This window comes from uncultured Aggregatibacter sp. (assembly GCF_938046485.1).
Lineage (GTDB): Bacteria > Pseudomonadota > Gammaproteobacteria > Enterobacterales > Pasteurellaceae > Aggregatibacter.
In genome coordinates this window covers 21778-48305 of sequence record NZ_CALIWN010000009.1, presented here as the reverse complement: position 1 = coordinate 48305, position 26528 = coordinate 21778, and the positions used below count along the sequence as shown (strand labels likewise).

The window sequence follows — 26528 nt, the reverse complement described above, 5'->3', positions numbered from 1 at the left end:
AAAACACTCCTTTTATTCTTCTTGAGAGGACATTAATGAGGTGTTTCCACCTGCCGCAGTGGTGTTATAACTGCGGGAAAACTCATCATACAATGGCAGTAAATCTTGGGTATCTTGCCAGTCGTAACATTTGAAAATAGCTTTACTGTTTTCAGCCAACCATTGACGTTTGGCTTTATCAAGTGCGGTCAAATAAATGCCTTTTTGACAATGACCTAACTTCGTATCAACACGAATGCCCGGTTTGGCTTTGGCGGCTAATGGATGCTGCGGTTCCACCAAAATGCTAAAACCTTTGGCAAGCAATTTTTCTGCCGCTTTTTCTGCTGCCGCTAAGTCGCCGTTGAGAATGGCTACTTCACAAGGCAGATAAGCTAGGGAGTTGTGTTCACCGGTGATACTTTCTAATACCGGTTTGGTTGTGCCTAGCGTATTTTCATCACCAAATTGGCTGTAATAGCGAGGTGTACGGGTTAAGCGTTGCAAATAGAATTCACCGCCGGCTTTCGGCCCTGTGCCGGATAATCCGTGTCCACCGAACGGTTGAACACCAACCACCGCACCGACAATATTACGGTTGATATAGAAGTTGCCGCAGTTTAAGTGGCGTTCCACAATATCCATGTGTTTGCGGATACGGGTATGGCAACCACCGGTCAGCGCATAACCTTTTTCATTTACCGCTTTGAGGACATTGAGTAAGTTATCTTTTTTATAACGTACGATGTGTAGAATCGGACCGAAGACTTCACGCTGTACTTGATCGAGGTTATCCAACAAATACACACTCGGTGCCACAAAATGCCCTTGAGTCGGCGTGTCGATTTCCGCATAAGCGCGGGCGACTTTGCGCATGGCTGCCTTGTGGTTTTCTAGATTTTGTTTAGCTTCTTCATCAATCACAGGACCGATATCGGTTTCCAATAAACGTGGATCGCCTAAACTTAATTCTTTAATGGCTTCCGTGATCATTTTGTAATAATGATCTGCCACATCTTCTTGTAACAATAAGATGCGTAATGCAGAACAACGTTGACCGGCAGAGTCAAAGGCTGAACTGAGAACATCAGCAACGACTTGTTCCGGCAAGGCTGAAGAGTCAACAACAAGGACGTTTTGACCGCCGGTTTCCGCAATCAATACAGGATCGTTATCTGCCAATGACAGGCGTTGCTCAATGAGTTTGGCTACTTCTGTTGAGCCGGTAAATACGACGCCATCAAAAGCTTGTTGGACTAACGCAGCCCCTAAATCCCCCGCCCCTAACACCAGTTGTAAGGTTTCTTTCGGGATACCAGCTTGGTGTAAGAGTTTCACGGCGGCATACGCAATTAATGAAGTTTGTTCTGCCGGTTTTGCAATCACTGCATTGCCAGCCGCTAAAGAGGCGGCAATTTGGCCGGTAAAGATGGCTAATGGGAAGTTCCATGGCGAAATACAAAGTACTTTTCCACGGGGCTCGGCAAGGTGATTTTGTGTTGCGAGCTGCTCTAATTGAACGGCGTAATAACGTAAGAAATCCACGGCTTCACGCAATTCGGCAATGGCGTTTGGCAAGGTTTTACCCGCTTCAACCACGGCGAGTTTCATCAATAAGCCGAAATGTTCTTCATATAAGTCAGCAGCATTACGTAAAACGTTAGCTTTTTCCACCGCACTTTTGGCTTTCCATTGGGTATTGTCGGCAGCGGCAAACGCTTTTTCCGCCTGATTCACAGCTAAAAAGGCGACTTCTGCAATCGTTTCATTGAGGTTGGCCGGATTGGTGACTTGATGCGCAGGCGCATTTTCAGCATGTTCAAAGGCAACCAAAGAGGTAGCGTTTTCGATGGTTGCCGCATTCAGCGCTTGTTCTAATCTTGCTAATTCCAATTCATTGCTCAGATCGAAACCGGCGGAGTTTTTACGGTTTTTAAATAATTCTAACGGTTTGAGAACCGACTTATTCGGCTCGCCATGAGATTTGGCATAAAGCTTCCATGGTGGTGTCACAAGTTGTTCGACCGGAATGTTTTCATCAACCAGCTGGTGAACGAAAGAGGAGTTTGCACCGTTTTCTAAGAGACGGCGGACTAAATAGGCTAACAAGGTAGCGTGTGTCCCCACCGGTGCATAGACACGCACTTGTCGATTCAGATTGTCTTTCCCCACAATATTGTCATAAAGGGATTCTCCCATGCCGTGTAGGCATTGGAATTCAAAGTTTTTACCTTGGCCTAATTCGTGAATCGTGCACATGGTTTGCACGTTATGGGTGGCAAATTGCGGATAAATAACATCTTGTGCAGCAAATAATTTTTTCGCACAGGCAATATAAGAAATATCGGTGTGATTTTTGCGTGTATAAAGCGGGAAACCGTCTAAACCATCTGCTTGCGCCCATTTGATTTCGCTGTCCCAATAAGCGCCTTTAACAAGACGAATCATCAAATAGCCTTGTTTTTCTCGAGCTAAATTAATCAAGTAATCCAACACAAATGGACAACGTTTGGAGTAAGCCTGTACTACGAAACCAATGCCTTTGTAGCCTTGTAATTCCGGTTCATCTAATAATTTTTCCACAAGATCGAGGGATAGCTCTAAACGGTTGGCCTCTTCCGCATCAATATTGATACTGATGTTGTATTTTTTCGCTAATAAGAAGAGTTCTTTTAAGCGAGGGTAAAGCTCATTGATGGTACGATCATATTTGGAACGGCTATATTTCGGGTGAATCGCGGAGAGTTTGACGGAAACACTGTTGCCGTTATAAATGGTTCTGCCGGCCGCATCTTTGCCCACTTCTTCAATGGCGTGTAAATAGTCATTGAAATAGCGTTGTGCATCGGCTTCTGTCATGGCTGCTTCGCCCAACATATCAAAAGAGAACGTAAAGCCTTTTTCGTAGCGTGGTTTGATGTTTTGCAACGCCTCTTGCATCGTCACGCCGGTAACGAACTGTTTACCTAAAATCTGCATGGATTTGATAATTGCCATACGCATAATGGGCGCAGACAAACGGGAGAAACTACGGGTGAGTGCATTTGATAAACTGTTTTCATCAAGCGTTTCGCTGATTTTTTTACCAAACAGTAGACCGTAACTGGCTGCATTGATGAAGAACGAATTGGAATTGCCAATGTGAGATTTCCAGTTCCCTTCTTGCAATTTCTCATAAATTAAGTCATCGCGGGTTTGTGCATCAGGAATACGTAACAAGGCTTCAGCTAAGCACATTAACGCGACCCCTTCTTCACTGCTTAATGAAAACTCTTGCATTAAGGCATCTGCGCCATACTGTTTTTGTTTCAGTTGGCGTAATTTTTTAATTAATTTAATCGCATTGTCTGTGATGCGTTGTTCTTGTTCTGGAGAAAAATCTAATGTTTTCACTAAAGAATCGACCGCACTTTTCTCATCTAAACGATAGTTTGCAGTGATCGCTTGGCGAATAGGGCTATATTGTTTTGATAGTGTGAATTGCATGAGAAAACCTCCTTTTGTTATATAATTGTTAACAAAATATAGGTGGCGTATTTATTAGTAAATGACTTTTTTGGTGATCTGTGACTGAAGTCACATAAAAAATGAGGATTTATTGTTTGTAATCTGTACTATGTGGGTAATTTACATACTGAAAAAGACGAAAAAACAACATGCCAGTACATTTCATACACATGATTGTCACTTGTTACTAAAAATTATCGGGTTGACTCGCTTAACATGCTATTACACTCCGTAGGAAACAGCAGATCATTACACAATTTGACGGCGTATCCCCGAACTTTATTGAGTAAATCAGAAGCTGGATGGTTACCCCATCATTCTACGCAAGTTACATAGTGAAAGGATTTTCCCCTGTGGTAAAACAGTATTGGTTCAATTAAACGAAACGGATTTAACGATTATTCACCCTGACCAAGGCTGTTCTTATAGGCTTGCCGGTGATGGAAGGTATAATTTGCAAAGACAGTTCGTCTTATGCCCAAATTAAATAATTTAAGCTCTGTGCAACACAGAGCCTAATATTTAAGTAGGGTTTAGAATCGTAGCGTGCAACTTGTTGCACGAAATCATGAATACCCGAAAGAATTAAATAACGTTCCGTGCGTAATTTGGTCGTGCAACAAGTTGCACGCTACGCACAAAATCGTAAATTACGTATCGAGGTTAATTATTCGTGCTACGCATGAAATCGTGAATTACGCATCGAGGTTAATTATTCGTGCAACAAGTTGCACGCTACGAGGAAGGACTCCATACGCATAGCGTATGGTTTTTATAGCCAGACTTTGGCTGGCTATATAAAAAGAAAAAGTACGGTCGATTTTAAAAACGTTTTTAAAACCAACCACACTTTTTTCGTTCAAGGCAATTATTTATTCAACATTTCTCTTAACGCTGAACCAATTTCTGCCAAACTTCTCACGGTTTTCACGCCGGCGGCTTCAAGCGCCGCAAATTTTTCATCGGCAGTGCCTTTTCCGCCACTGATAATGGCACCGGCATGCCCCATGCGTTTGCCTTTCGGTGCTGTCACGCCGGCAATGTAACTCACTACCGGTTTAGTCACATGTTCTTTAATGAACGCCGCCGCTTCTTCCTCTGCGGAACCGCCAATTTCGCCGATCATGACAATCGCTTCCGTTTGCGGATCGGCTTGGAATAATTTCAAAATATCCACAAAATTGGAACCCGGAATTGGATCGCCGCCGATACCCACACAAGTGGATTGACCAAAACCTTCGTCAGTAGTTTGTTTCACGGCTTCATACGTCAACGTGCCTGAGCGGGAAACAATGCCGATTTTCCCTTTTTTATGAATGTTGCCCGGCATGATGCCGATTTTGCATTCTTCCGGTGTAATCACGCCCGGACAGTTTGGCCCAATCATGCGCACACCGGTTTGGTTCAAGCGTTGTTTCACCACCAGCATATCCAAGGTTGGGATGCCTTCGGTGATACAAATAATCAATTTAATCCCGGCATCAATGGCCTCTAAAATCGCATCTTTACAGCCCGGCGCCGGCACATAAATCACCGTTGCTGTGGCACCGGTTGCCTCGACTGCATCGCGTACGGTGTCAAACACCGGTAATCCTAAATGGGTCGTGCCGCCTTTGTTCGGTGAAACGCCCCCCACCAGTTTAGTGCCATAAGCTAATGCTTGTTCGGAGTGGAATGTACCTTGACCGCCGGTGAAACCTTGGCAAATCACTTTTGTATCTTTATTAATTAAAATTGACATGCTATTGCTCCTTATGCGTTAGCCTTTGCCGCTTTCACTGATTCTACCGCCGCATCAGTCAACGTTTGGGCAGCAATAATATTCAAACCGCTCTTCGCTAAAATTTCACGGCCCAACGGGGCATTGTTACCTTCTAAACGCACCACCACAGGCACGTTGACACCCACTTCATTCACTGCCGCTACAATCCCTTCTGCAATCAGATCGCAGCGTACAATGCCACCGAAAATATTGACGAGTACCGCTTTTACATTTTTATCAGAAAGGATGATTTTAAAGGCTTCCGCAACGCGTTCTTTGGTTGCACCGCCGCCCACATCCAGGAAGTTCGCCGGTTGACCACCATGCAACTTCACAATATCCATAGTCCCCATGGCAAGCCCTGCGCCGTTCACCATGCAACCGATATTGCCGTCTAATGCCACGTAGTTAAGTTGGAAACTTTCCGCTAAGGCTTCGCGTGGGTCTTCTTGGCTTGGATCTTGCATTGCCGCTAAAGCCGGTTGACGATATAACGCATTGCCATCCACCACGATTTTGGCATCTAAACAAAGAAGATTGCCCTCTTTTGTGACCACCAGCGGGTTCACTTCTAATAAGGACAAATCTCTTTCTACGAACATTTTTGCCATTTGGGTAAAAACATGGGCAAATTGTTTCACTTGATCGCCTTTTAAACCCAATTTAAACGCTAACTCACGCCCTTGGTATGGCATACCACCGGTAAGCGGATCAATCGCCATTTTGTGTAATAAGTGCGGTGTTTTTGCCGCGACTTCTTCGATATTCATTCCACCCTCAGTGGACACCATGAACACCACACGTTGAGAAGCACGATCGAGCACCGCGCCTAGATACAATTCACGTTCAATTTGTGAACCTTCTTCTACATAAATCGTGTTTACCGGCTGACCATTGGCATCCGTTTGGAAAGTGACCAAACGTTGCCCTAACCATTTATTCGCAAACTCTCTGACTTCCGCTTCGTTGCGTACAAGTTTCACACCACCCGCTTTACCACGTCCACCGGCATGCACTTGACATTTCGCCACCCAAGCATCGCCGTCTAACTGTTTAATCGCCTCTGCCGCTTCGTCTGCGGTTTTACAGGCAATGCCTTTACCCACCGGCAATTTGTATTCGGCAAAAACTTGCTTACTTTGATATTCATGTAGATTCATAGAAAATCCTCTGTTAAATGCCCTAATTTTTATCGTCTGTTGAAACAAAGAACCGCCTGTCTTACGCACATGCGGTTCTTCTTTCTTTAGATTTCTAGCAATAATCTTGTTGGGTCTTCCAACAATTCTTTCACGGTGACCAAGAAACCGACAGACTCACGACCGTCAATTAAACGGTGGTCATAACTTAATGCCAAATACATCATTGGACGAATCACCACTTGACCATCCACAGCAACCGGACGCTCTTTAATGGCGTGCATACCCAAAATCGCGCTTTGCGGTGGGTTAATAATTGGAGTGGACATCAAAGAACCAAACACACCACCATTGGTAATCGTAAAGTTACCGCCGGTTAAATCTTCCACGGTTAACTTACCATCACGTCCTTTTTCCGCTAAGGCTTTAATCGATTTTTCAATGTCTGCCATAGAAAGGTTGTCGCAATCACGCAACACCGGGGTCACCAAACCACGTGGCGTGGAAACCGCAATACTCACGTCAAAATAATTGTGATAAACCACATCGTCACCGTCAATGGAGGCATTCACTTCCGGATAACGTTTCAAGGCTTCCACCACGGCTTTGATGTAGAAAGACATAAAACCTAAACGTACGCCGTGTTGTTTTTCAAATTTTTCACCGTATTGTTTACGCAAATTCATGATCGGTTTCATATCCACTTCATTGAATGTGGTTAACATCGCCGTATTATTTTTCGCTTCCAACAAACGCTCTGCAATACGTTTACGTAAACGGGTCATCGGCACGCGTTTCTCACTGCGTGCGGAATATGCCATGGTACTGACTGTTGTTTCTGCCGGTTTAGGCGCAGCTGCACGTTTTGCGATAACCGCTTCAACGTCTTCGCGGGTAATACGACCGCCCACACCGGTGCCTTTCACCTCAGAAGCTTGAATATCGTGTTCCGCCAATAAACGACGAACGCCCGGACTTAACGCATCCGTGGTATGAGGTTCATCCGGCACTTCGGTACGACGATCCGCCGGTGTCGGTTCTGCCGTTTTTTCCATGGCTGCTGCAGCGGCTGTTGCGGAAGCTTCCAATTTACCCAACAACTGCTTGCTCACGACTGTGGCGCCTTCATCCTGCACGATTTCACTGATCACGCCGTCTGCTTGCGCCGGCACTTCAAGCACCACTTTGTCCGTTTCAATTTCCACAATCACTTCATCGCGTTTCACCGCATCGCCTGCTTTTTTATGCCAAGTGGCGACTGTTGCATCAGCAACTGACTCAGGCAAATCCGGGACAAGAATTTCAATAGTCATAATTTCATTCCTTTTTTGTATTCATTTAGCTAAGTATCAATGTTGTTAAGCATAAAGTGCGGTTGTTTTTCAAGGTGTTTTTAAAACAAGCGAAAAATACACCGCACTTTAACGGATTAAAGGGTCAATGCATCTTCCACCAATTGTTTTTGCTGTTTGGCATGCAATGACAAATAACCTACCGCCGGTGAAGCAGACGCCGGACGGCCGGCATAAGACAATTTGGCATTGTCCGGAAGCACGGCTTCAAAGTTATGTTTACTGCAATACCAAGCGCCTTGGTTTTGTGGCTCTTCTTGACACCATACAAAATCCGTTACATGTGAATAAGGCGCTAAAGCGGCTTTCACATCGTCATGCGGGAACGGATAAAGTTGCTCAATACGAATGATAGCCACATTATCCTGTTCATTTTTACGGCGTTGCTCCAATAAATCGTAATACACTTTACCGGCACACATCACCACACGTTTCACATTTTTCGGATCAAGGTTGTCTATTTCACCAATGACCGTTTGGAATGTGCCGTTAAGCAATTCATCCATACTGGACACCGCTAACGGATGACGTAACAAGGATTTCGGTGAAATACCAATTAACGGACGACGCATTTTACGAATCGCTTGGCGACGTAACATGTGATACACCTGCGCCGGCGTTGAAGGCACACACACTTGCATGTTTTGTTGTGCACAAAGCTGCAAATAACGCTCCAAACGGGCGGATGAGTGTTCCGGGCCTTGTCCTTCATAACCGTGTGGTAGCAACATCACTAAGCCACACATTCTGCCCCATTTTTGTTCGCCGGAACTGATGAATTGGTCAATCACGATTTGCGCCCCGTTGGCGAAATCACCAAACTGCGCTTCCCAAATGGTTAAGGTTTTCGGATCCGTGGTGGCATAACCATATTCAAAGGCAAGCACCCCTTCTTCGGTTAAAACGGAATCCCATACTTCAAAGCGACCTTGATTGGCGTGTAATTGGGTTAATGGCACATAGCCGGTACCGTCTTTTTGGTTATGTACGACGGCATGACGATGGAAGAACGTGCCACGACCGGCATCTTCACCGGATAAACGCACATGAATGCCTTCATCCAATAAGGTGGCGTACGCCATGGTTTCTGCCATCCCCCAGTCTAATAATTTTTCGCCTCGCCCCATTTCTTGGCGGTCGGTATAGATTTTTTCAACGCGAGGATGCGGTTGCACATAATCCGGATAATGAGAGACACGTTTTGCTAAGGTTTTAAACCGCTCTTCCGGAAATTTGCTTTCATACGGCGCCGTCCAGTCATAGTTGAGATACTGCAACCAGTCCACTTTTGCCATATCCATCGCACGCCATTCCGGCACGACACATTCACCATTATCCAAGGCATCACGGTATAAATTGGCAATTTCAGTGGCATCTTCTTCCGTAATGACGCCTTCTTGAATTAAACGATTGGCATACACTTTCGGTGGGGTTGGATGTTTTTTGATAATACCGTACATCATTGGCTGAGTCGCCAACGGTTCGTCTGCTTCGTTATGACCATGACGGCGATAAGAAATCAAATCAATGAAAATATCCCGTTTAAAGACCGCACGATATTCCACCGCCATACGGGCAGCAAAAGCAACCGCTTCCGGATCATCGCCGTTCACGTGAATAATCGGCGCCTGAATCATTTTGGCGATGTCGGTACAAAACTCGGTAGAACGGGTATCGTTCGGGTTAGAGGTGGTGAAACCAATTTGGTTATTGATCACAATACGAATCGTGCCGCCCACTTTATAACCCCGTGCATTAGACATATTCAAGGTTTCTTGCACGATACCTTGACCGGTAACCGCGGAGTCACCATGCACGGTGACTGCCAACACTTTGTTATGTTCGGTATCTTGTTTACGGGTTTGTCTTGCGCGGACGGAGCCAATCACAACCGGGCTCACAATTTCTAAGTGAGATGGGTTAAAGGCAAGTGTCAAATGCACTTTCTTATCATCTACCGCAAAATCGGAGGAGAAACCTTGGTGATATTTCACATCACCGGTGCGATTATCTTCCGCATGTTTACCGGCAAATTCATCAAATAAATCGGTTGGGCGTTTACCAAACACGTTAACCAACATATTTAAACGACCACGATGCGCCATACCCAAGACCACATCGTCTATACCGTTGCGGCTGGCATGACGAATGATCTCTTTCATCATCGGAATAAACGCATCGCTTCCTTCCAACGAGAAACGTTTCGCGCCCGGGAATTTCGCGCCTAAGTAACGCTCTAAGCCATCCGCTGCCGTTAATTCTTTCAACAAATTGATTTTTTCGTCTTTACTGAAAAGTGGCTGTTGAATCCATTTTTCTTGTTTACTTTGCAACCAATTACGCTGTTCCATATCATGAATGTGCATAAACTCCAGCCCAATATTGCCACAATAGGTTGCTTTCAAATCACGGGCTAAATCACGGAGCTTCATGCTTTCCTTGCCATAAACGGCATAGTCGATATTGAAACTTTCGTCCAAATCAGCGTCTGTTAATCCATGTCGGTGATAGTCTAATTCAGGCACCGAGGAAGTTTTCCAACGGTAATAATTGAGGGGGTCAAGAGTGGCTTCAATGTAACCACGAGAACGGTATGCGTTAATGAATTGTAAAACTTTGACTAATTTCGCGCTCGCTTCCGGATCAATCACGCTCACGCTCTGTCCATGATTCTCTCGCGCTAAACGGCGGAAATAATCGCGCACCGTTGAATGCGCTTGCTCAAGTGCGGTGGATTTTGGCAGAGTTTTAAAAATTTCCTGCCAACTGGCATCCACACTGTTCGGATCTTCAAGATAGCTTTCATAAAGATCCTCAATATAAGACTGATTTGCCCCACCTAGTGCACTGGAGGAGAGCCATTCATTTAAAGAATGCTGCATACATACCACCTTAAGATTTAAATACGCTAACAAACAACATGATAATAAACAAAGAACAATCTTGTCCTAAGGGATACATTATGCCTGATAAATAAAATACATTCTGTGATCTGGATTGAAATTTTACAAAAAATTAACGAAAAAATAAAAGCAATAAAAATACACACGGGCTTATTTATTCGCAATCGCCTGCGCACAGGCATAGGCAGAACTCCATGCCCATTGGAAATTGTAACCGCCGAGCCAGCCGGCAACATCTAATACTTCGCCGATAAAATACAAGCCTTGCACGTGATTGCTTTCCATGGTTTTGGAGGAAATGTCATGAGTATCCACACCGCCCATAGTCACTTCTGCAGTGCGATACCCTTCCGTACCATTCGGCACAAACTGCCAGTGGTGAATTAAATTCACCAAATTTTCTAACCCCACTTTGCTTAACTGGGCAATGGCTTCGTCTTGTATAAAACCTTGAGCAAGCCATAATTCCACCAATTTTTTGGGTAATAAACGGCTTAATACGGTTTTTAACTGTAATTTCGGTGAAGATTGGCGAAGTTCAATTAAATGATGACGAATATCTTGTCCCGGCAATAAATCAAGATGAATGCTTTCACCCGGTTGCCAATAGTTAGAAATTTGCAAAATCGCCGGTCCGGATAAACCGCGATGCGTAAACAGCATTTGATGGGTAAAGGTTTTGTGCTGATTAGTCGCAGCGACATCCAAGGAAATGCCGGATAACGCGGCATAAAACTTATCGCACTCACGCCAAGTAAAAGGCACTAAACTTGCCCGAGGCGCAATCACCTGAATGCCAAATTGCTCGGCAATTTGATAACCGAAAGGCGTTGCACCCAAGCCCGGCATAGACAAACCACCGGTAGCGACAACTAAATGAGTGCAATGCAAGGTTTCGCCGTTTGCCACGACAGAAAATCCGTTTTCCGTTTTTGCCACAGCAGAAATGCTTTGTCGTAAGGCAATCTCCACGCCGTATTTTTTACATTCTGCGAGTAGCATATTAACGATATCTTCCGCACCGTTATCGCAAAACAGCTGACCAAGCTCTTTTTCGTGATAAGGAATGCCATACTCCGCCACTAAACCGATAAAATCCCATTGGGTAAAACGTTTTAAGGCAGATTTCACAAAATGCGGATTTTGGCTGAGATAACGATCTGAAGAAAGCTCCATATTGGTGAAATTACAAAAACCCCCGCCGGACATTAAAATTTTTCGCCCTGCTTTTTTTCCGTTATCTAAAATTCTGACTTTGCCACCGCACTTTGCTAATTGCGCTGCACAAAATAAGCCTGCCGCACCCGCGCCGATAATCAGTGTTTCAATGGCATGGTGGCTCACTGCAACTCTCCCTTCTGCATGAAATCGACCATTTTCATTTTCTGAATCGTGGCGCGACGATCCACCGCGGAGTTGCCTGAATCCAAAATTTGCTGCCAATAATCAAGTGCGGTGGAATAATCGCGTGTTTTGAAGGCTTCTGCCGCCAACAAAGATAATGCGGAGATTTCCTTCGGCTCTTGAGCCAAGGCTTCATTCAAGAGTTGCTGTACCTGTGGCGTAATCTGTTGATTTGCTTGAAGATATAATGCCATCGCCATCAAGCCTTGCGTGGTCGGCTTAGGACCATCAATTTTTTCAGCATTGCCATAACAAACAAGAGCGCCATCAAAATCGTTATTCTGCATATAGGCGTCACCCAGCTTAATCCAGTTTTCCGCGCTATTCGGATCTTGGCGCAATTTATCCTGAATTTTGCCGATAATCGCCTCGGTTTTATTTTCTTCCGGCGTTTCGAGTTGCTGATTATGTTGTGCAATTTGTTCCTGCTCACCTTGCTGTACGCGAGAAAAGCGTTCCAAAGAAAAATAATACGCGAAAGGAATGGCAAGCAATAAAGCGAAAACCAGGAGCGTCGATTTAAGCTCAAATTTGACCGCACTTTTCTCTTTTAAGGATTGAAAGTGCGGTCGATTTTCCGCCTGTTTTTCAGTTTCAAGCGGTGATGAACTGCGACTGGAATACCAAATCAACCCAAACGCCGCCAGCAACAAGCCTATCGGCAATAACCAAAGCAATGCGGTATTCCATTGGAACGGCGGCTTATAATTGACGAAGTTACCAAAACGCGATGTCATGGAATCAATAATTTGCTGGTTCGTTTTGCCTTCATTCACCATGTTATACACTTCAATACGCAAGTCGTAGGCAATCGGTGAATTAGACTCGACTAAGTTTTGGTTTTGACATTGCGGACAACGCAAAGATTTCGCCAATTCTACGGCACGGGTACGATCCGCCTGATTATGAAATTCAAAGGTATCCACCATTTCAGCAATGGCATTCACACTGAACAATAAAAAAATTAACGCGAAAAATCGTTTCATGGTTGTAATAGCTGGTTAAGTTGAGGCACGAAAGTTTTTTGCCAAGTTTCCCGATCTAATAAGCCGGAATGACGATAACGAATAATGCCGTTAGCATCCACTAGATAGGTTTCCGGTGCACCGTCCACGCCAAGTTTTAACGCCAATTCGCCACGGCTGTCATCAATCACTAAGGTGTAAGGATTGCCCATATGTTGCAACATCGCAATGCCATTTTGCGGTTTGTCGCGATAGTCCACCCCCACGATAGGAATCTCTTTTGCTAACTCAAGCAATAATGGGTGCTCTTGCTGACAATAACCACACCAGCTTCCCCAAATATTGATCAAAAATGGGCGTTTCGGAAAATCTTTTGGACTAAGCGTTTGACGATTATCCAATAAATTTGCCTGATAAAACTCCGGCACAGGTTTATCAATTAACGCAGAGGCGATTTTTTTCGGATCTTGATTCAATCCCGCCAACAACAAAACACATACGCCAAGTAACAATACTAATGGCAGGAAGAAAATCACTTTTCTATTCATCACGCTTTCCTCTTCGCTTCGTTGTCAGCACAGAACACAATGCACCCAATGCCATCAATATACCACCGAACCACAACCAACGAATCAACGGTTTGTAATGGAGTCGGAACGTAAACTCACCCTTGCCAAGCGGATCGCCCATAACAATATATAAATCGCCCCAAAAACCGCCGGAAAGCCCTACTTCACTCATGGTCATGGTACGCACATCATAATAACGGCGTTCCGGCTGCAATTCGGCATACGGCTTGCCCTTTTCTGTCACGCTAAACGTTGCCACTTCAGCCGTAAAATTCGGGCCAATTTCATTGGAAAATCGTTCATAGTGAAAATTAAATGCACCAAGCTGTTGGCTTTGTTGTGGCGATAAACGTACACCAATTTCACTACCAAAATAACTGCTCATGACAGCGCCCATGGTTGCAATAGCCACACCGCTATGTGCAAAAATCATCGCATAGTGAGAAAGACCTAGCTTACGCCAGTTTTGCCATAATGTTGCCAATAACAACCAAATCGCTAAGGTGAGTAGGAAATAGGCTGTCCATTTAAACTGTAACGCACCGTCATTTTGCATAAAGTGGTGAATGGCCAAATAGGAAAGCAACAAAGACGGCAACAATAACACGGCACGGTTTAATAAAATACGTTTATCCGCTTTTGCCCAATGCAAGCCGAGCGAAATCACCATGGCAATTAACACCAACGCAATCAGCGGAAGGAAAATACTGTTGAAGTAAGGCGCACCAACAGAAATAGAGCCCCAATTCATGGCTTGGAATAACATGGGATAGAAAGTGCCGAGAAACGTGCTGACGGTCGCGATACTCAATAAAACATTCAAAAAAAGCACCGCACTTTCTTTAGAAAGCAACGTTAATTTCACAGATTGTTGCTGCATATTCGCTTTGAAAGCAAACAAACCGAGCGCCCCAACAGTCAACAGGAAGAAAATCACAAGCAATGCCGTACCTCGCTGGCTATCGACGGCGAAAGCATGTACAGACGTCAATGCACCTGAGCGCACGATAAAGGTGCCGAGTACACTGAAAGCGAACGCTAACAGCGAGAAAAGCGTTGTCCAATAATTAAAGATGCCCCGTTTTTCACTGACAATTAAACTATGTAACAGCGCTAAGCCTAATAACCAAGGCATTAATGACGCGTTTTCTACCGGGTCCCAGAACCACCAGCCGCCCCAACCTAGCTCGTAATACGCCCACCACGCCCCAAGCACAATACCTAGGGTTAAAAACAACCAAGAGACCAATACCCAAACCCGCATCACGCGGGCAATTTGGCTTTCTAAATGTTGATGCAACAAGGCGGTAACACTTAGGGCAAAATTCACCGCAAAGCCAACATAACCGAGATATAACAACGGAGGATGGAAAATCAATCCTACATCCTGCAACATCGGGTTCAGATCACGTCCTTCCAACGGTGCCGGAAATATACGTCCATATGGATTGGAGAAAAAGACGATAAAAACCGCAAAACTAAAACAAATTAAGCCTAAAATCACCAAGCTCTGTGCCACAAAAGTGCGGTCATTTTTTCGATTAAATAATGCAAACAGCACAACCCAAACTGAAAGTGAAAATAACCAGAACAACATCGAACCTTCATGCCCACCCCAGGTCGCCGCAATTTTGAAGAACGTTGGCAATTGAGAATTCGAATGGGCTGCGACATATTCCAAGGTAAAATCATCCACTGCAAAGGAATACGCTAAAATGGCAATGGCGACTAAAGTAAATAAGCCGAAGCAATAGCTTAATCCCCAAGCTAATTGGGTCAGTGCCGGCTTACGCAGCCAAAGCCCAAGTTGTGGAACAACGGCAAGCAGCAACGCACTCATCGTAGCAAGAAGAAGAGAAAGAAAGCCTAGTTCAGGGATCATAAAATAATCTCGTGTTTTAGATTGTCATGTTGGTTTTGTGGATGCTCACTTCAGGTTTCGCCTGCATTTTATACCGCTTCTTTAACAAAGAAGAGGTTGGGAGAAGATTTTGACGATATTGAACGACCTATAAGGTTGAAATCACTTCTGCCAAATCTCCCCCTCCCCTCTTTGCTAAAGAGGGGAAAGTGAGATAAAAACGTTTAAAATTTTAACCGCACTTTACTCGTAGAAAAAACAAATCAGATTTCCTTCTTTGAGCCGTCTTTCTTTTTTATTTTTATTTTTATTTTTATTTGCCAAAGAAAATAACGCCAAACAAAAAGGCGTATTTTACTACGCCTTTTGATACAAACAAAAACCTTATCATGCGGTTGTAAGCTGTCCTGCGTACAGAATAAAGTAACGCAAGCATAACACCCCAATCAAGTCGAAAATCGACACAAGGATGATAAAATTCTTGTTGAATTTTAAACGATCGCTAACAAACATATTGGCAATCAACGGAATTAAGATACCGATAAAGAATACCCCAATCCAGAAGACTGCGCCCCAGAAGCCGGATAACGCATTATGTAACGCCACCACTTTTTGCCCGCCACCGAAGTAGAGTCCAACGAAGAAACAGATTAATAAACCAAGTTCAGTCACCATAATTGGCACTTCAAATTTGTGAATGAAGTGTGATTCATGGCTATCACCTTTTAATTTACCTGCAATCAGGATAAATAAGAAGGTTGCAGCGATACCTGAAGAGGTACCTGAAGCCAAGAATAACGCTGGTAGAACAGGGTTATTCAACATCGGATAGCTAATCAACGCGGAAAGTAAGAAGCCGGTATAAGCCCCTAGCACCGCAGCTAAGATGAAGAGAATGACTTCAACAGGGGAGGTTATGCGTTCTAATACATTGATAATGTTACCGATAAAACGGAGTTTTGGCATAAAACGTTGGATCAATGCCATAATATCTTCTTTGAAGATAACGACACACCAACAAACCAAGAACAGCATATACACTTGGAATAACATAACCCCCATAGACATCACGGAATTAAATTGATAGTTAAACATCAATTTCCAGAATGTCCAAGGACGCGCCAAGTGGAAAATCAACAAGGTTAAACCGATTAATGTCGGCACACTCCCCAATACGGCAGCAGCACGAATAATCCAGTTTTTGTTTGGATTTTCAAGTTTGTTACTACGTTTATACGCAATCGCTAATTGTACCGCACCGGAAGAAATACCAAGTAAGAACAAGTAGATAGCGATTGTTGAATCCCACACCAAATTAGGTGTGTGAAACGGAACAGGATAATCTAATGTCATCTTCTTGGTTCTCCGTGTTGGAATGGAATATGGTAAAGATTCGGTTGTGTACCTAATTCCACTTTCGTGCGGTAAACAGGACTTTGTTTCACCTTGCGTGCCACTGAGCTTGTCGGATCATTCATATCCCCAAAGGTTAATGCTTTGGTTGGACAGGCTTCAACACAAGCCGGTTGTTTACCCTGTGCCAAATTGGTATCACGACAGAAGTTACATTTATCTGCAGTACGGTGTACCGGATGAATGAAACGTACGCGATATGGACAGACGGCAATGCAATATTGGCAACCGACGCAAAGATCTTTATTCACATCCACGATACCGGTTTCAGGATCGATGAATGATGCCCCGGTTGGACAAACTGCCACACAAGGTGCATTCGTACAATGTTGGCAAGATTGACGGAAAAACTCGTACTCTTGATTCGGGAATTCCCCATAAGGTTCGCTACGTAGGATTTCCAAACGTGAAACGCCTTCAGGCACGTGGTTAGTTTCACGACAAGCATCCATACACGCAGTACAGCCAATGCACGCGGTTTCATCGTGCACCATCGCGTAGCGTTTCGGTTTATCCGCCTTTTCCTCTTTCGCTAAAGAGGTCACTGATGTTCCCGTCATAAGGATCAACGCCCCCATGCCGGAAACAAAGTTTCGGCGTGAGCAAGTTGTCATTGTTTATCCTTTTGTTCGGTTGATTGCGTTTGTGATTGTGCTTCTTTTGCCGCTTTGCGTTTTTGTTGTTCGCCGTGGCAATCTACACAAAGTTTCACACGATTTTTCGGTTGAATACCTTTCATCGCATCATCTTTCGGGTGTAATGTGTGGCAACTTGCACAAGGCAATTTCATTGCATGAACATCATGCGCCCAAAGTTTTTCACGAAGTTTGTCCGGTTGGTGACAAGAGAAACAGACTTGGTTTTGTTCTTGTGCGCTATACATCGGTTTTTTCTCACCGAAAATATCGCCGTCAAAACGCATCACGTCTTTTGCACCACGACGGTGATCTTCAGAAATATTGCCATGACAGTTCACACAATTAATCGGTTTACCGTTATTCGGATTTTTCTGATTTAAGTGCGCACCATGAAACTTACCGAAGTGTAATTCACCACCGGATTGATCCAAGGTTTGATTTTTATCGACTTTGTCGAATTTATGGCATTTAGCACAATATTGGTTTGGATCGCGTTGATTATCCAATTGCGGTTCGTAAGTAAACTTGTCCGCTGCAGACGGCTGACCTTCTGCTTGTGCAAGCATTGGTGCGGCGACCAATACTGCAAGCAATGCAAGGGCTTTTGCCGGTTTGCGGAATAGAGACGTTAAATTCATTCTGATTACCTCAAATATAGGGTTAAAAATGACCGCACTTCGGCACTTTAGTTACAAAGTGCGGTTCTTTTTTTATTGTTTTGTTGCGGTATCTTCAGCTAATTTGCCATTGGATTTCGCTTCTTTTACCCATTGAGGTACAACAGTTTCTAAGAATTCTTTTTTCGCTTTACGTTCTTTCTCGATATCAATACCCATTACTTTCCATGCTTTGTCAGCTGTAGAAATATCTGGTACTTCAACCGGAGTTTTCACGCCATGTTTAGCTAAGATTGCTGCAAGTTTAGCACGAGCATCAGCTGCTTTGTCTAAACCAGAACCTAATACGCGAAGCATTACATCAGGTGCGTGCATGTGGCCACCATGGCTTGCTGCAGAGTAGTCCCAACGCCATTGAGCGTGACGGATATCCATTAAAACCGGTTCCATTTCTTCTTTTGTTGCGCCGGCATCCCATGCGGCTTTCGCTTCAAAGTGAGCACGAACAACTTGATCTTCTAAACGACCCATGATGTCTTTCACTTCTTTTTTACGTGAAGCAACGATGTCTTTAAGTTTTTCTTTGCTTTGATCGTGGCAGTTCGCACAAGTGGTATCAAAGGCATCAAATGGATTTTGGATTTGGTGATCGGTGTAAACTTTACCGTCTTTACCTTGTACTTTAGGCATGTGACAGTCGATACAAGTTACGCCGTTTTTACCGTGCATACCTAAAGACCAAATTTCAAAGTCAGGGTGTTGTGCTTTTAACATTGGTGCTTTAGAAAGAGAGTGAGTCCAGTCACTGAAACCGATGTCATCGTAGTATTTTTCGATATCATCCACAGTTTGACCGTTATCCCATGGGAAGGTCACTTGTTTTAGATCGCCTGCGAAATAGTATTCAACGTGACAGTTAGCACAAATTTCAGCGCGTTTTTCAGTACGTGCTGCTGTATTGAAACTTAAATCGGCTTGCTCTTTGCCTGCGGCTTTCGCTTTGGCTTGAAGCGCATTATTTAGGTGATCCAACGCACGAAGTACGTGTGGACGCGCAATACGTAATGCCGGTTTACCTTCTGCAAAATCTTTGGACGTTGTGTCGTGACAGTCGGCACAACCGATAGAGTTCACAACTTCAGCACCACCTTTTGCCCATTTACCACTAAAGTAACCATCTTCACCCCATTCTGCGATTAAACGTGGCACATCTGGACCTTTACAAGTCCAACACGCCATAGGTTGTGGACCGTCATTTGCGGTTTTTGGCGCACCGGTACGTAAAATATCACGCACATCTTTCACAGCATAAACGTGACCACGAGGTGCATTATATTCTTTGGCGAAAGCATAACCGCCCCATAACACGATTAAACGTGGATCTTGTTCATCTGCATAGATGATTTTGTCACCTTTTTCAGTAGCTTTCCAAGATTCAAATTGTTTAGGGTACTTCTCAGCAAATTTTTCATTCACCGCTTCAATTTTTAGATTTGGGTTAGGCGCTTCAACCGGCTGCTCAACCGGTTTATACACCAATTCCGCCATCGCCGAATTACATACGCCGAAAGCTGCGAAAGAAGCTGCTACGAGTAAGCTTTTTCTCAATGCGTTCACGATAATCACTCCAATAAGGTTATAAATATGGCTTCTATTAGCGTTAATAGAAGGTGATAAAATATCTATTATCATTTGTTAGTAATGAGAATTTTTATCATTAATAACAATATGATAGAAGACATAAAGACTTTAAATCGTCGCTAACATAACCAAATGCACATGTTTTTTCTATGGATATTTAGCATTTTCTTGTTTTTGATCAATTTTTTAAATTCAACTGATTATTTTGTGGCTTTTACCACTTAAGAGTGATGGATTGAAATACGGTGAGTGCCTCTTTACCGAGAGCAATTAGAGAGAGATTGGCGCCTAAAAAAAGCGAAGCTCCTGCAAGAAACTTCGCTCTTCTTTAAAGCAAGTGCGGTGAAAAATAACCGCGTTTTATGTTGAAACTACCAACCGTGATAATACCCCACTGACGGCATCACCATAATCGATGGGTGGCGCTCGCGATAAATCACCTGTTTTGGCGCATTATCACTGGCATTTAAAACATTCTCTGCCGGTTTTTCCGCCTTTACTTTATATTGTGCCGGAACGGTATTACCGCTGTAAACCTTTGCTTGGTAATCGGCAACCGCTTGTGTATCCAAAGGCGCATTCCCTTGAGAAGAGGAAGAAGAACAAGCAGCTAAAAGCACACTTGCACCTACGATTAAAATCACGTTTTTCATCACATTACCTCAATTTTTTGGTGTTTCTGTCGGCGTTTGTGCCGGCATCATTTGTTGATGTTTTTCCTGCTCTTGCGCATCTAGCGCGTCACGCGCAGAACGAATGCTGCGTTCAATAATGGAAACACGCTGATCGTCTTTTGGCAACAATTTTAACATCATCGCCCAAGTCACAATCGCCATTTTATAATCTTCCGTTTCAAAATAACTGAACGCCAATAAACTTAACGCATCGATGTTCGTATGATCTTCACGAATCACTTCACGCAGTAAATTGTTTCCTTTTAATTTATCTGTCGGATCTTCAGAGAACATTAAAATACGTGCATAAGCCAGCTTATATAAATTATTTTTCGGATCTAATTTATTGGCACGCGCAAAACTATCTAAGGACATTTGCGGTTTATCCAAATTCAAACCAATTTGTCCAAGTAGCCACCAGTTTTTTGCATTCGTCGGATCTTTTTGTAAATCCAAACGTAATGCCGTGGCAAACTGTTGCATTTCACTTTCACTTAATGGGTTCGTTTCTTCCGTTTTCATTCGTTCAAAAAAGTGCGGTAACTTTTCAACAGATTTCTCTAACATAATTTCTGTCTGCCAAGCTCCCACTGAGAAATAGGCAGAAACCGCAATAATACCCAAGGCTAAGACACAGGAAATAAACCACAATTTACCGTAATTTTTGCCCTCCTCTAGTTTATTAGAGGCGTGTTGCGGAATATCTTCTAATAAAGCTTGTTGCAATTCCACTTTAAGCTGTTCGGTATTTTCCAACAGCCCTTGTTTTTCATCACGTTCAATTTCTTTTAAACGTTCAAAATAAAAGGCTTTATTTAACGTATCGCGTTGTACTGATGGTTTTTGTATGCTTTTTTTCAAGAGTGGAAAGAAACAAACCAAGGCAGCGATCAGCGTTAGTGCAAGAATGCTTAACCATAACGTCATTTGTTATTCTCCTTGTTTAATAGCTCATTTAAGCGCTGTTGCTCCTCTTCATTTAAAGCGGTTGTCGTGGCAGTCTCGCATTTTGTTGCCACGGAAAGCGTTTGTGACTGTTTACGACGAAAAACAAACAATACGCCAAACAAAATTAAGATAATCGGTGCGCCCCAAAGAACCACGGTTGCCGGCGTAAGTGGTGGATCATAAGTCACAAAATTACCGTAGCGATCCACCATGTACTTCACCACCTCTTCTCTGGATTTGCCTTCTTGTAACAACTCAAAAACTTTACCACGCATATCAACTGCAATAGTCGCATTAGAATCGGCAATATTATTATTTTGACATTGTGGACAACGCAATTCTTGGGTTAAAGAATGATAGTCATCTTCTTGCTGTGACGAACTGAAATTCAGTGCATCGATGGCACCAAATGCCGTTACACTAAAGAAAAGTGCGGTAGAAAATAAAAGTGTTTTTCTCATCACTCCTTCCCTCCGCCTAATTTTTGATAAATCGGCAGTAACGTTTCCTGCCAAACTTTTTCATTCACATCACCGGCATAGCGATAATGAATCACGCCATTGCCATCGACAATGAAGGTTTCCGGTGCGCCGTACACACCGAGATCTAAGGCAAAAGATCCTTTTTCATCTTTCAATACCACTTGATACGGATTGCCTAAATCATTGAGCCATTTTATTGCTTTCGCACTGCTGTCTTTATAATCGAGACCGATAATCGGCACCCCCTGTTTTGCGAGCTGATTCAAGTACTGATGCTCTGCATAACAGGTCGGACACCACGTTGCCCACACATTTAACAAAAGCGGTTTGCCTTGTTTGAACAGCGATTCGTCATAGCTTTTATCTGCGGCAAATAAATCCTGCAAGGTTTTTGCCGGCACCGCTTTCCCGACTAACGCTGACTCTAAAGCTTTCGGATCATCCCCTTGTGCATTGCGTTGCAGTTGCACCAAAAACGCCGCCACCAAAGCAAGAAAAATAATTAAAGGTAAATATAATTTCTTATTCATTAACAATACTCTACTATTTCAATTCAGATTTATTGCACATTGTCTTTAGCTAAAATCTGACTAAACCGATAGCGACGGTCGAACATACACAATACACCACCTAGCGCCATAAACAATCCGCCGAGCCAAATCCAGCGAATAAACGGTTTGTAATATAAACGTAGCGCCCAAGCATTATTGTCTAATTTTTCACCTAACGCGGCATATAAATCGCGACTAAAGCCCCAATCGATCGCCGCTTCGGTCATCGGCATTTTACTGACCGTATAAAGCCGTTTTTCCGCATAAAGTGTGGTTTCGTGTTTTCCATCACGGCTAATATCAATTTGTGCTTTTCCGCCCACATAGTTTGGGCCATTGGCATCGCTGATCCCTTTAAAAGTGAAATCGTAACCGGCGATTTGTACCGTATCACCGACATTCATACGAACATCACGTTCAATGCTGTAATTTTGGCTAAACGCAATCCCCCAAACCGTCATGGCGACACCCAAGTGTGCCAAAATCATGCCCCAGTGTGAGCGAGATAACTTGGTAATACCACGCCAGAAAGTATCACGATACGTTGCCCGTTGATGCATTTCATAGAGACTTAACAGCACGATAATGACTGTCATCATGGTGCCGAGCACGGCGCTGACCGTAAGCTTATCTTGTAATAAATACGGCAAGGCAAACCCGGCAATAAGCATGATAATCACACTGGCAATCACCGGCGTGCGAATGGCGGAGAATTGGTCGCGGCGCCATTTCACCAAAGGCCCAATGCCGAGTAACAAGGCAAACGGCGTCATAATAATCAGGAACATTTGATCAAAGAACGGCGCACCAATAGAAATTGACCCTAAGCCTAACTGTTTGTGTACAAGTGGCAACAAAGTGCCCAACAACACGACACAAAGTGCGGTCATTAATAAAATATTATTTAACAACAACAAGCTTTCACGGGAGTAACGCTCTGCATTGTCACGTGAACGAATTTGACTTCCTTTGTAAGCATATAAGGTTAGTGAGCCACCAATCACCACGATTAAATAAGCCAATACATATAACCCACGCGTCGGATCAGAGGCAAAGGCGTGAACAGAGACCAAAATGCCGGAACGCACCAAGAACGTGCCAAGCAAACATAAAGAGAAGGCTAAAATCGCCAGCAATACCGTCCATGCTTTAAAGGATCCGCGTTTTTCCGTAACCGCCAAAGAATGCAAGAGTGCTGTCCCCGCTAACCACGGCATGAAAGAGGCATTTTCTACCGGATCCCAGAACCACCAGCCGCCCCAGCCTAATTCGTAATACGCCCACCAAGAACCAAGCACGATACCAAGAGTTAAGAACACCCAAGCTGCCATCGTCCAAGGACGAGACCACCGTGCCCATGCCGTATCTAATTTACCGGTCATTAAAGAGGCAATGGAGAAAGCAAATGCCACGGAAAACCCAACATAGCCCATGTATAATAATGGTGGGTGGAAAATTAAACCGATATCTTGTAATAATGGATTTAACTCTTTGCCGTCCACCGGAAAGTCAGGGAATGTGCGGGTAAACGGATTGGAGGTAAACAACACAAAAAGCAGGAAGCCAATACTGATAATCCCCATGATGCCCAGTACGCGGGAAACGGCCTCTTGTGGTAAACGTTTACTAAACAAGGCAACCGCGGCACTCCACAAAGATAACAACCAAATCCACAACAGCAAGGAACCTTCATGCGATCCCCATACCGCGGATAAACGGTAATAAATCGGCAATGTCGTATTCGAGTTGTTAACGACATATTGCACGCTGAAATCATTGATGGCGAACACATAAAATAGCGCGCCAAAAGACACGCTTAAGATGAGAAATAAACCGTACGTCATCGGACGAGCCAATGCCATAAACTGCACATTGCCTTTTTCAGCGCCCCATAACGGAAAAATCGCTAACAACACCGCGATGGCTAAACTCAACGCAAGCGCATAATTTCCTAATTCTGCAATCATTACCGACCTTCTTGTCCTTTCGCTTGACGATCACGTTCACTCTCGCCTTTCAGATCAGAAATCCCCATGGGTTTATGGACTTTTTGCATTTGTTTTTCTAAATCTGGCGGCACATAGTTTTCATCATGTTTCGCTAATACTTCGCTGGCAACCAATAAGGTTGGTTCTTTTAAGATACCTTGTGCCACAATGCCCTGCCCTTCACGGAACAAATCGGGAAGAATTCCTTCGTATTCAACACTGATAGATGGGCCAATATCATTTAAATCAAACCGCACTTTTAAACTTTTCGGATCACGTTCTACCGTACCGGCCACCACCATGCCACCGACACGAATACGCTGCCCTACTTCCGGTTTTAAATCGGCATCATCATTTTTACCGTAAATTACTTCTGAGGGTGTATAGAACAGGTCGATATTTTGGCGTAACGCGTATAACACTAATGTTGTTGCAACCGCCACACCTGCTAACACTAAAATCAGAATAGACAAGCGGGATTTACGTCTTGGATTCATAACGTTTCTCCTTTTTGCTGCATTTTTTGTAAGCGTGCTTCACGTTGTTGTTCATATTTAACGGATTTTAACACCGCACTTTTCCCCATTAGGCTTTGAATCACTAATGCCATAATCAGCAACACACTCAATCCATAAGACAGCCACACATAAAATCCGTAGCCGCCCATGTTAAGTAAATCACTCCAACTTTGAAAGAACATACTCTCCCCCCCAATAAATTAACTCTTTTCTGCCAATGCCTTAACCCAAGGACGTTTGCTATCCTCTTTTAACAGCTCCGTACGATAACGCACTAAAGTTAGCCAAATAGATAACGTTAAAAAACCAAAGATACATAAAATCAGCGGAATCAACATCGGTGTCGCAATGGACGGACGTTCCAATTTCGTAATACTTGCGCCTTGATGCAGGGTATTCCACCATTCCACCGAGAAATGGATAATTGGCAAATTCACGACACCCACGACACATAACACGCTCGCTGCTTTTGCCCCCACATTACGATCTTGAAAAGCAGAATAAATCGCTAATACGCCTAAGTATAAGAAAAATAAAATCAATTCGGCAGTTAAGCGCGCATCCCAGACCCACCAAGTTCCCCACATGGGTTTTCCCCAGATTGCACCGGTAATCAAGGCTAAAAGGGTAAATAATGCGCCAATCGGTGCCATCGCAATCATGGCTAACTGCGCTTGTTTAATCTGCCATACTAATGCCACTAATGCCGCCACCGCCATAGAGCCATAAACGCCCATAGACCAAATGGCCATCGGTACATGCACGTACATAATACGGAAGCTATTGCCTTGTTGATAATCCGCCGGCGCAAATGCAATCCCCCAAACAATGCCAACCGTTAATAAAAGTGCGGTTAAAATCGCAAAGAAAGGGCTAAATTTGCCACATAAATGATATTGTGTTTCCGGTTTTGCATAAGGATGTAACCATTTCCACATAAATAATCCCCTATTGATCCAAACTGATGCGTAATGCCGCAGCGATAGCGAATGGCGATAATGTCATCACGCCGGCTAAAATGGCACCTAAAATAGCTAATTGTCCGTTATAAGGCAGGCTCAATCCTGCGGCATCCAACACGGAAGCAGAAAAAATAAGCACAGGAATAAATAGCGGTACAACCAACAAACTGAGTAACACACCGCCTTTACGCAAACCGACTGTTAACGCGACACCAATAGCACCGAGACAGCTCAATACCGGTGTACCTAATAGTAGTGTCAGAACTAGCGCCCACCAAATTGATTTTTCCAATGACAACAATAATGCTGCAATAGGCGATAATAAAATTAACGGCAAACCTGTCAATAACCAATGTGCCAAGACCTTAGCAAGTGCGGTTAAAACCAAAGGTTGCGAGGTGAGCATTAACTGCTCTAAAGAACCGTCGATATAATCGTCACGAAAGAGGCGTTCAAAGGACAACAACGCGGATAACAACGCCGCCACCCATGCCACACCCGGTGCGATGCGTGACAATAATTCCGGATCCGGTCCGATCACCAAAGGAAACAACGTAATTACAATCAGGAAAAACCACAACGGATTAAGAATCTCCGCCTGTTTGCGCATGGCAATTTGTAATTCGCGTTTAATAATATGCCAAAAGATCATGCC

Annotated in this window: 22 protein-coding genes; all 22 read right to left on the bottom strand. The window is 43.8% G+C overall.

From position 1 onward, the window contains the following. Nucleotides 1-12 precede the first annotated feature (12 nt). The 22 genes from putA to ccmB all read right to left on the bottom strand — a co-directional run bounded on the left by putA (nucleotide 13) and on the right by ccmB (nucleotide 26525). A complete protein-coding gene (gene putA, locus Q0203_RS00770) occupies nucleotides 13-3465 on the bottom strand; it encodes a bifunctional proline dehydrogenase/L-glutamate gamma-semialdehyde dehydrogenase PutA (protein WP_297928840.1) in 3453 nt (1150 codons plus the stop codon). An 889-nt stretch (nucleotides 3466-4354) separates the two neighbouring features. Then, the gene (gene sucD / locus Q0203_RS00765) at nucleotides 4355-5227 is read right to left on the bottom strand and encodes a succinate--CoA ligase subunit alpha (RefSeq protein WP_297928837.1); all 873 of its coding nucleotides are present in this window, start codon (nucleotides 5225-5227) and stop codon (nucleotides 4355-4357) included. Between the two features lie 11 nt (nucleotides 5228-5238). Further along, the gene (gene sucC, locus Q0203_RS00760; protein ID WP_297928835.1) at nucleotides 5239-6408 is read right to left on the bottom strand and encodes an ADP-forming succinate--CoA ligase subunit beta; all 1170 of its coding nucleotides are present in this window, start codon (nucleotides 6406-6408) and stop codon (nucleotides 5239-5241) included. A gap of 86 nt (nucleotides 6409-6494) precedes the next feature. Beyond that, nucleotides 6495-7700 (bottom strand): 2-oxoglutarate dehydrogenase complex dihydrolipoyllysine-residue succinyltransferase, encoded by a 1206-nt coding sequence (gene odhB, locus Q0203_RS00755; protein ID WP_111294789.1) that lies wholly within the window; start codon nucleotides 7698-7700, stop codon nucleotides 6495-6497. A gap of 116 nt (nucleotides 7701-7816) precedes the next feature. Continuing rightward, the gene (gene sucA / locus Q0203_RS00750; RefSeq protein WP_297928832.1) at nucleotides 7817-10621 is read right to left on the bottom strand and encodes a 2-oxoglutarate dehydrogenase E1 component; all 2805 of its coding nucleotides are present in this window, start codon (nucleotides 10619-10621) and stop codon (nucleotides 7817-7819) included. A 171-nt stretch (nucleotides 10622-10792) separates the two neighbouring features. Further along, complete coding sequence (locus Q0203_RS00745) at nucleotides 10793-11986, bottom strand: NAD(P)/FAD-dependent oxidoreductase (protein ID WP_297928830.1); 1194 nt, start codon at nucleotides 11984-11986, stop codon at nucleotides 10793-10795. Then, a complete protein-coding gene (nrfF, locus tag Q0203_RS00740) occupies nucleotides 11983-13032 on the bottom strand; it encodes a heme lyase NrfEFG subunit NrfF (protein ID WP_297928828.1) in 1050 nt (349 codons plus the stop codon). Before nrfF ends, Q0203_RS00745 begins: the two co-directional genes overlap by 4 nt. After that, on the bottom strand, nucleotides 13029-13559 hold the full coding sequence (locus Q0203_RS00735; RefSeq protein ID WP_295976721.1) for a DsbE family thiol:disulfide interchange protein: 531 nt from the start codon (nucleotides 13557-13559) through the stop codon (nucleotides 13029-13031). The genes nrfF and Q0203_RS00735 overlap by 4 nt, the downstream gene beginning before the upstream one ends. Next, entirely contained in the window at nucleotides 13552-15462 is a 1911-nt protein-coding gene (nrfE, locus tag Q0203_RS00730; protein WP_297928825.1) for a heme lyase NrfEFG subunit NrfE, read from the bottom strand. Before nrfE ends, Q0203_RS00735 begins: the two co-directional genes overlap by 8 nt. A gap of 366 nt (nucleotides 15463-15828) precedes the next feature. Next, the gene (gene nrfD / locus Q0203_RS00725) at nucleotides 15829-16794 is read right to left on the bottom strand and encodes a cytochrome c nitrite reductase subunit NrfD (RefSeq protein ID WP_295976724.1); all 966 of its coding nucleotides are present in this window, start codon (nucleotides 16792-16794) and stop codon (nucleotides 15829-15831) included. After that, entirely contained in the window at nucleotides 16791-17468 is a 678-nt protein-coding gene (gene nrfC / locus Q0203_RS00720; RefSeq protein ID WP_295976725.1) for a cytochrome c nitrite reductase Fe-S protein, read from the bottom strand. The genes nrfD and nrfC overlap by 4 nt, the downstream gene beginning before the upstream one ends. Continuing rightward, a complete protein-coding gene (nrfB, locus tag Q0203_RS00715; protein ID WP_297928822.1) occupies nucleotides 17465-18130 on the bottom strand; it encodes a cytochrome c nitrite reductase pentaheme subunit in 666 nt (221 codons plus the stop codon). Before nrfB ends, nrfC begins: the two co-directional genes overlap by 4 nt. Before the next feature lie 72 nt (nucleotides 18131-18202). Continuing rightward, a complete protein-coding gene (gene nrfA, locus Q0203_RS00710; RefSeq protein WP_297928820.1) occupies nucleotides 18203-19726 on the bottom strand; it encodes an ammonia-forming nitrite reductase cytochrome c552 subunit in 1524 nt (507 codons plus the stop codon). Nucleotides 19727-20121: 395 nt separating this feature from the next. Next, complete coding sequence (locus tag Q0203_RS00705; protein ID WP_033002480.1) at nucleotides 20122-20403, bottom strand: hypothetical protein; 282 nt, start codon at nucleotides 20401-20403, stop codon at nucleotides 20122-20124. Nucleotides 20404-20412: 9 nt separating this feature from the next. Further along, entirely contained in the window at nucleotides 20413-21351 is a 939-nt protein-coding gene (ccmI, locus tag Q0203_RS00700) for a c-type cytochrome biogenesis protein CcmI (protein WP_297928818.1), read from the bottom strand. After that, nucleotides 21348-21833: a cytochrome c-type biogenesis protein gene (locus Q0203_RS00695; protein ID WP_297928816.1), complete on the bottom strand. Its 486-nt coding sequence runs from the start codon at nucleotides 21831-21833 to the stop codon at nucleotides 21348-21350. The genes ccmI and Q0203_RS00695 overlap by 4 nt, the downstream gene beginning before the upstream one ends. After that, complete coding sequence (locus Q0203_RS00690) at nucleotides 21833-22384, bottom strand: DsbE family thiol:disulfide interchange protein (RefSeq protein WP_297928815.1); 552 nt, start codon at nucleotides 22382-22384, stop codon at nucleotides 21833-21835. The genes Q0203_RS00695 and Q0203_RS00690 overlap by 1 nt, the downstream gene beginning before the upstream one ends. A gap of 29 nt (nucleotides 22385-22413) precedes the next feature. Beyond that, nucleotides 22414-24372 (bottom strand): heme lyase CcmF/NrfE family subunit, encoded by a 1959-nt coding sequence (locus Q0203_RS00685; protein WP_297928813.1) that lies wholly within the window; start codon nucleotides 24370-24372, stop codon nucleotides 22414-22416. After that, nucleotides 24372-24890 carry a cytochrome c maturation protein CcmE gene (gene ccmE, locus Q0203_RS00680; protein WP_209364318.1) on the bottom strand — a complete coding sequence of 173 codons (519 nt, stop codon included), beginning with the start codon at nucleotides 24888-24890 and terminating at the stop codon, nucleotides 24372-24374. The genes Q0203_RS00685 and ccmE overlap by 1 nt, the downstream gene beginning before the upstream one ends. Next, entirely contained in the window at nucleotides 24887-25093 is a 207-nt protein-coding gene (gene ccmD / locus Q0203_RS00675; RefSeq protein ID WP_209364317.1) for a heme exporter protein CcmD, read from the bottom strand. Before ccmD ends, ccmE begins: the two co-directional genes overlap by 4 nt. A gap of 18 nt (nucleotides 25094-25111) precedes the next feature. Continuing rightward, nucleotides 25112-25849, bottom strand: a complete 738-nt coding sequence (locus Q0203_RS00670) for a heme ABC transporter permease (RefSeq protein ID WP_290521105.1) — start codon at nucleotides 25847-25849, stop codon at nucleotides 25112-25114. A gap of 10 nt (nucleotides 25850-25859) precedes the next feature. Beyond that, nucleotides 25860-26525 (bottom strand): heme exporter protein CcmB, encoded by a 666-nt coding sequence (gene ccmB / locus Q0203_RS00665; protein ID WP_297928811.1) that lies wholly within the window; start codon nucleotides 26523-26525, stop codon nucleotides 25860-25862. Nucleotides 26526-26528 lie beyond the last annotated feature (3 nt).

Coding starts and splice junctions, on each gene's coding strand:
- sucC (WP_297928835.1), bottom strand. CDS start 6,408: ATGAATCTACATGAATATCAAAGTAAGCAAGTTTTTGCCGAATACAAA.
- ccmE (WP_209364318.1), bottom strand. CDS start 24,890: ATGAATCCAAGACGTAAATCCCGCTTGTCTATTCTGATTTTAGTGTTA.
- ccmI (WP_297928818.1), bottom strand. CDS start 21,351: ATGACGTTATGGTTAAGCATTCTTGCACTAACGCTGATCGCTGCCTTG.
- ccmB (WP_297928811.1), bottom strand. CDS start 26,525: ATGATCTTTTGGCATATTATTAAACGCGAATTACAAATTGCCATGCGC.
- Q0203_RS00690 (WP_297928815.1), bottom strand. CDS start 22,384: ATGAATAAGAAATTATATTTACCTTTAATTATTTTTCTTGCTTTGGTG.
- nrfE (WP_297928825.1), bottom strand. CDS start 15,462: ATGATCCCTGAACTAGGCTTTCTTTCTCTTCTTCTTGCTACGATGAGT.
- Q0203_RS00695 (WP_297928816.1), bottom strand. CDS start 21,833: ATGAGAAAAACACTTTTATTTTCTACCGCACTTTTCTTTAGTGTAACG.
- odhB (WP_111294789.1), bottom strand. CDS start 7,700: ATGACTATTGAAATTCTTGTCCCGGATTTGCCTGAGTCAGTTGCTGAT.
- putA (WP_297928840.1), bottom strand. CDS start 3,465: ATGCAATTCACACTATCAAAACAATATAGCCCTATTCGCCAAGCGATC.
- Q0203_RS00705 (WP_033002480.1), bottom strand. CDS start 20,403: ATGAAAAACGTGATTTTAATCGTAGGTGCAAGTGTGCTTTTAGCTGCT.
- nrfB (WP_297928822.1), bottom strand. CDS start 18,130: ATGAATTTAACGTCTCTATTCCGCAAACCGGCAAAAGCCCTTGCATTG.
- Q0203_RS00735 (WP_295976721.1), bottom strand. CDS start 13,559: ATGAATAGAAAAGTGATTTTCTTCCTGCCATTAGTATTGTTACTTGGC.
- ccmD (WP_209364317.1), bottom strand. CDS start 25,093: ATGTTCTTTCAAAGTTGGAGTGATTTACTTAACATGGGCGGCTACGGA.
- sucA (WP_297928832.1), bottom strand. CDS start 10,621: ATGCAGCATTCTTTAAATGAATGGCTCTCCTCCAGTGCACTAGGTGGG.
- Q0203_RS00685 (WP_297928813.1), bottom strand. CDS start 24,372: ATGATTGCAGAATTAGGAAATTATGCGCTTGCGTTGAGTTTAGCCATC.
- sucD (WP_297928837.1), bottom strand. CDS start 5,227: ATGTCAATTTTAATTAATAAAGATACAAAAGTGATTTGCCAAGGTTTC.
- Q0203_RS00670 (WP_290521105.1), bottom strand. CDS start 25,849: ATGTGGAAATGGTTACATCCTTATGCAAAACCGGAAACACAATATCAT.
- nrfD (WP_295976724.1), bottom strand. CDS start 16,794: ATGACATTAGATTATCCTGTTCCGTTTCACACACCTAATTTGGTGTGG.
- nrfC (WP_295976725.1), bottom strand. CDS start 17,468: ATGACAACTTGCTCACGCCGAAACTTTGTTTCCGGCATGGGGGCGTTG.
- nrfF (WP_297928828.1), bottom strand. CDS start 13,032: ATGAAACGATTTTTCGCGTTAATTTTTTTATTGTTCAGTGTGAATGCC.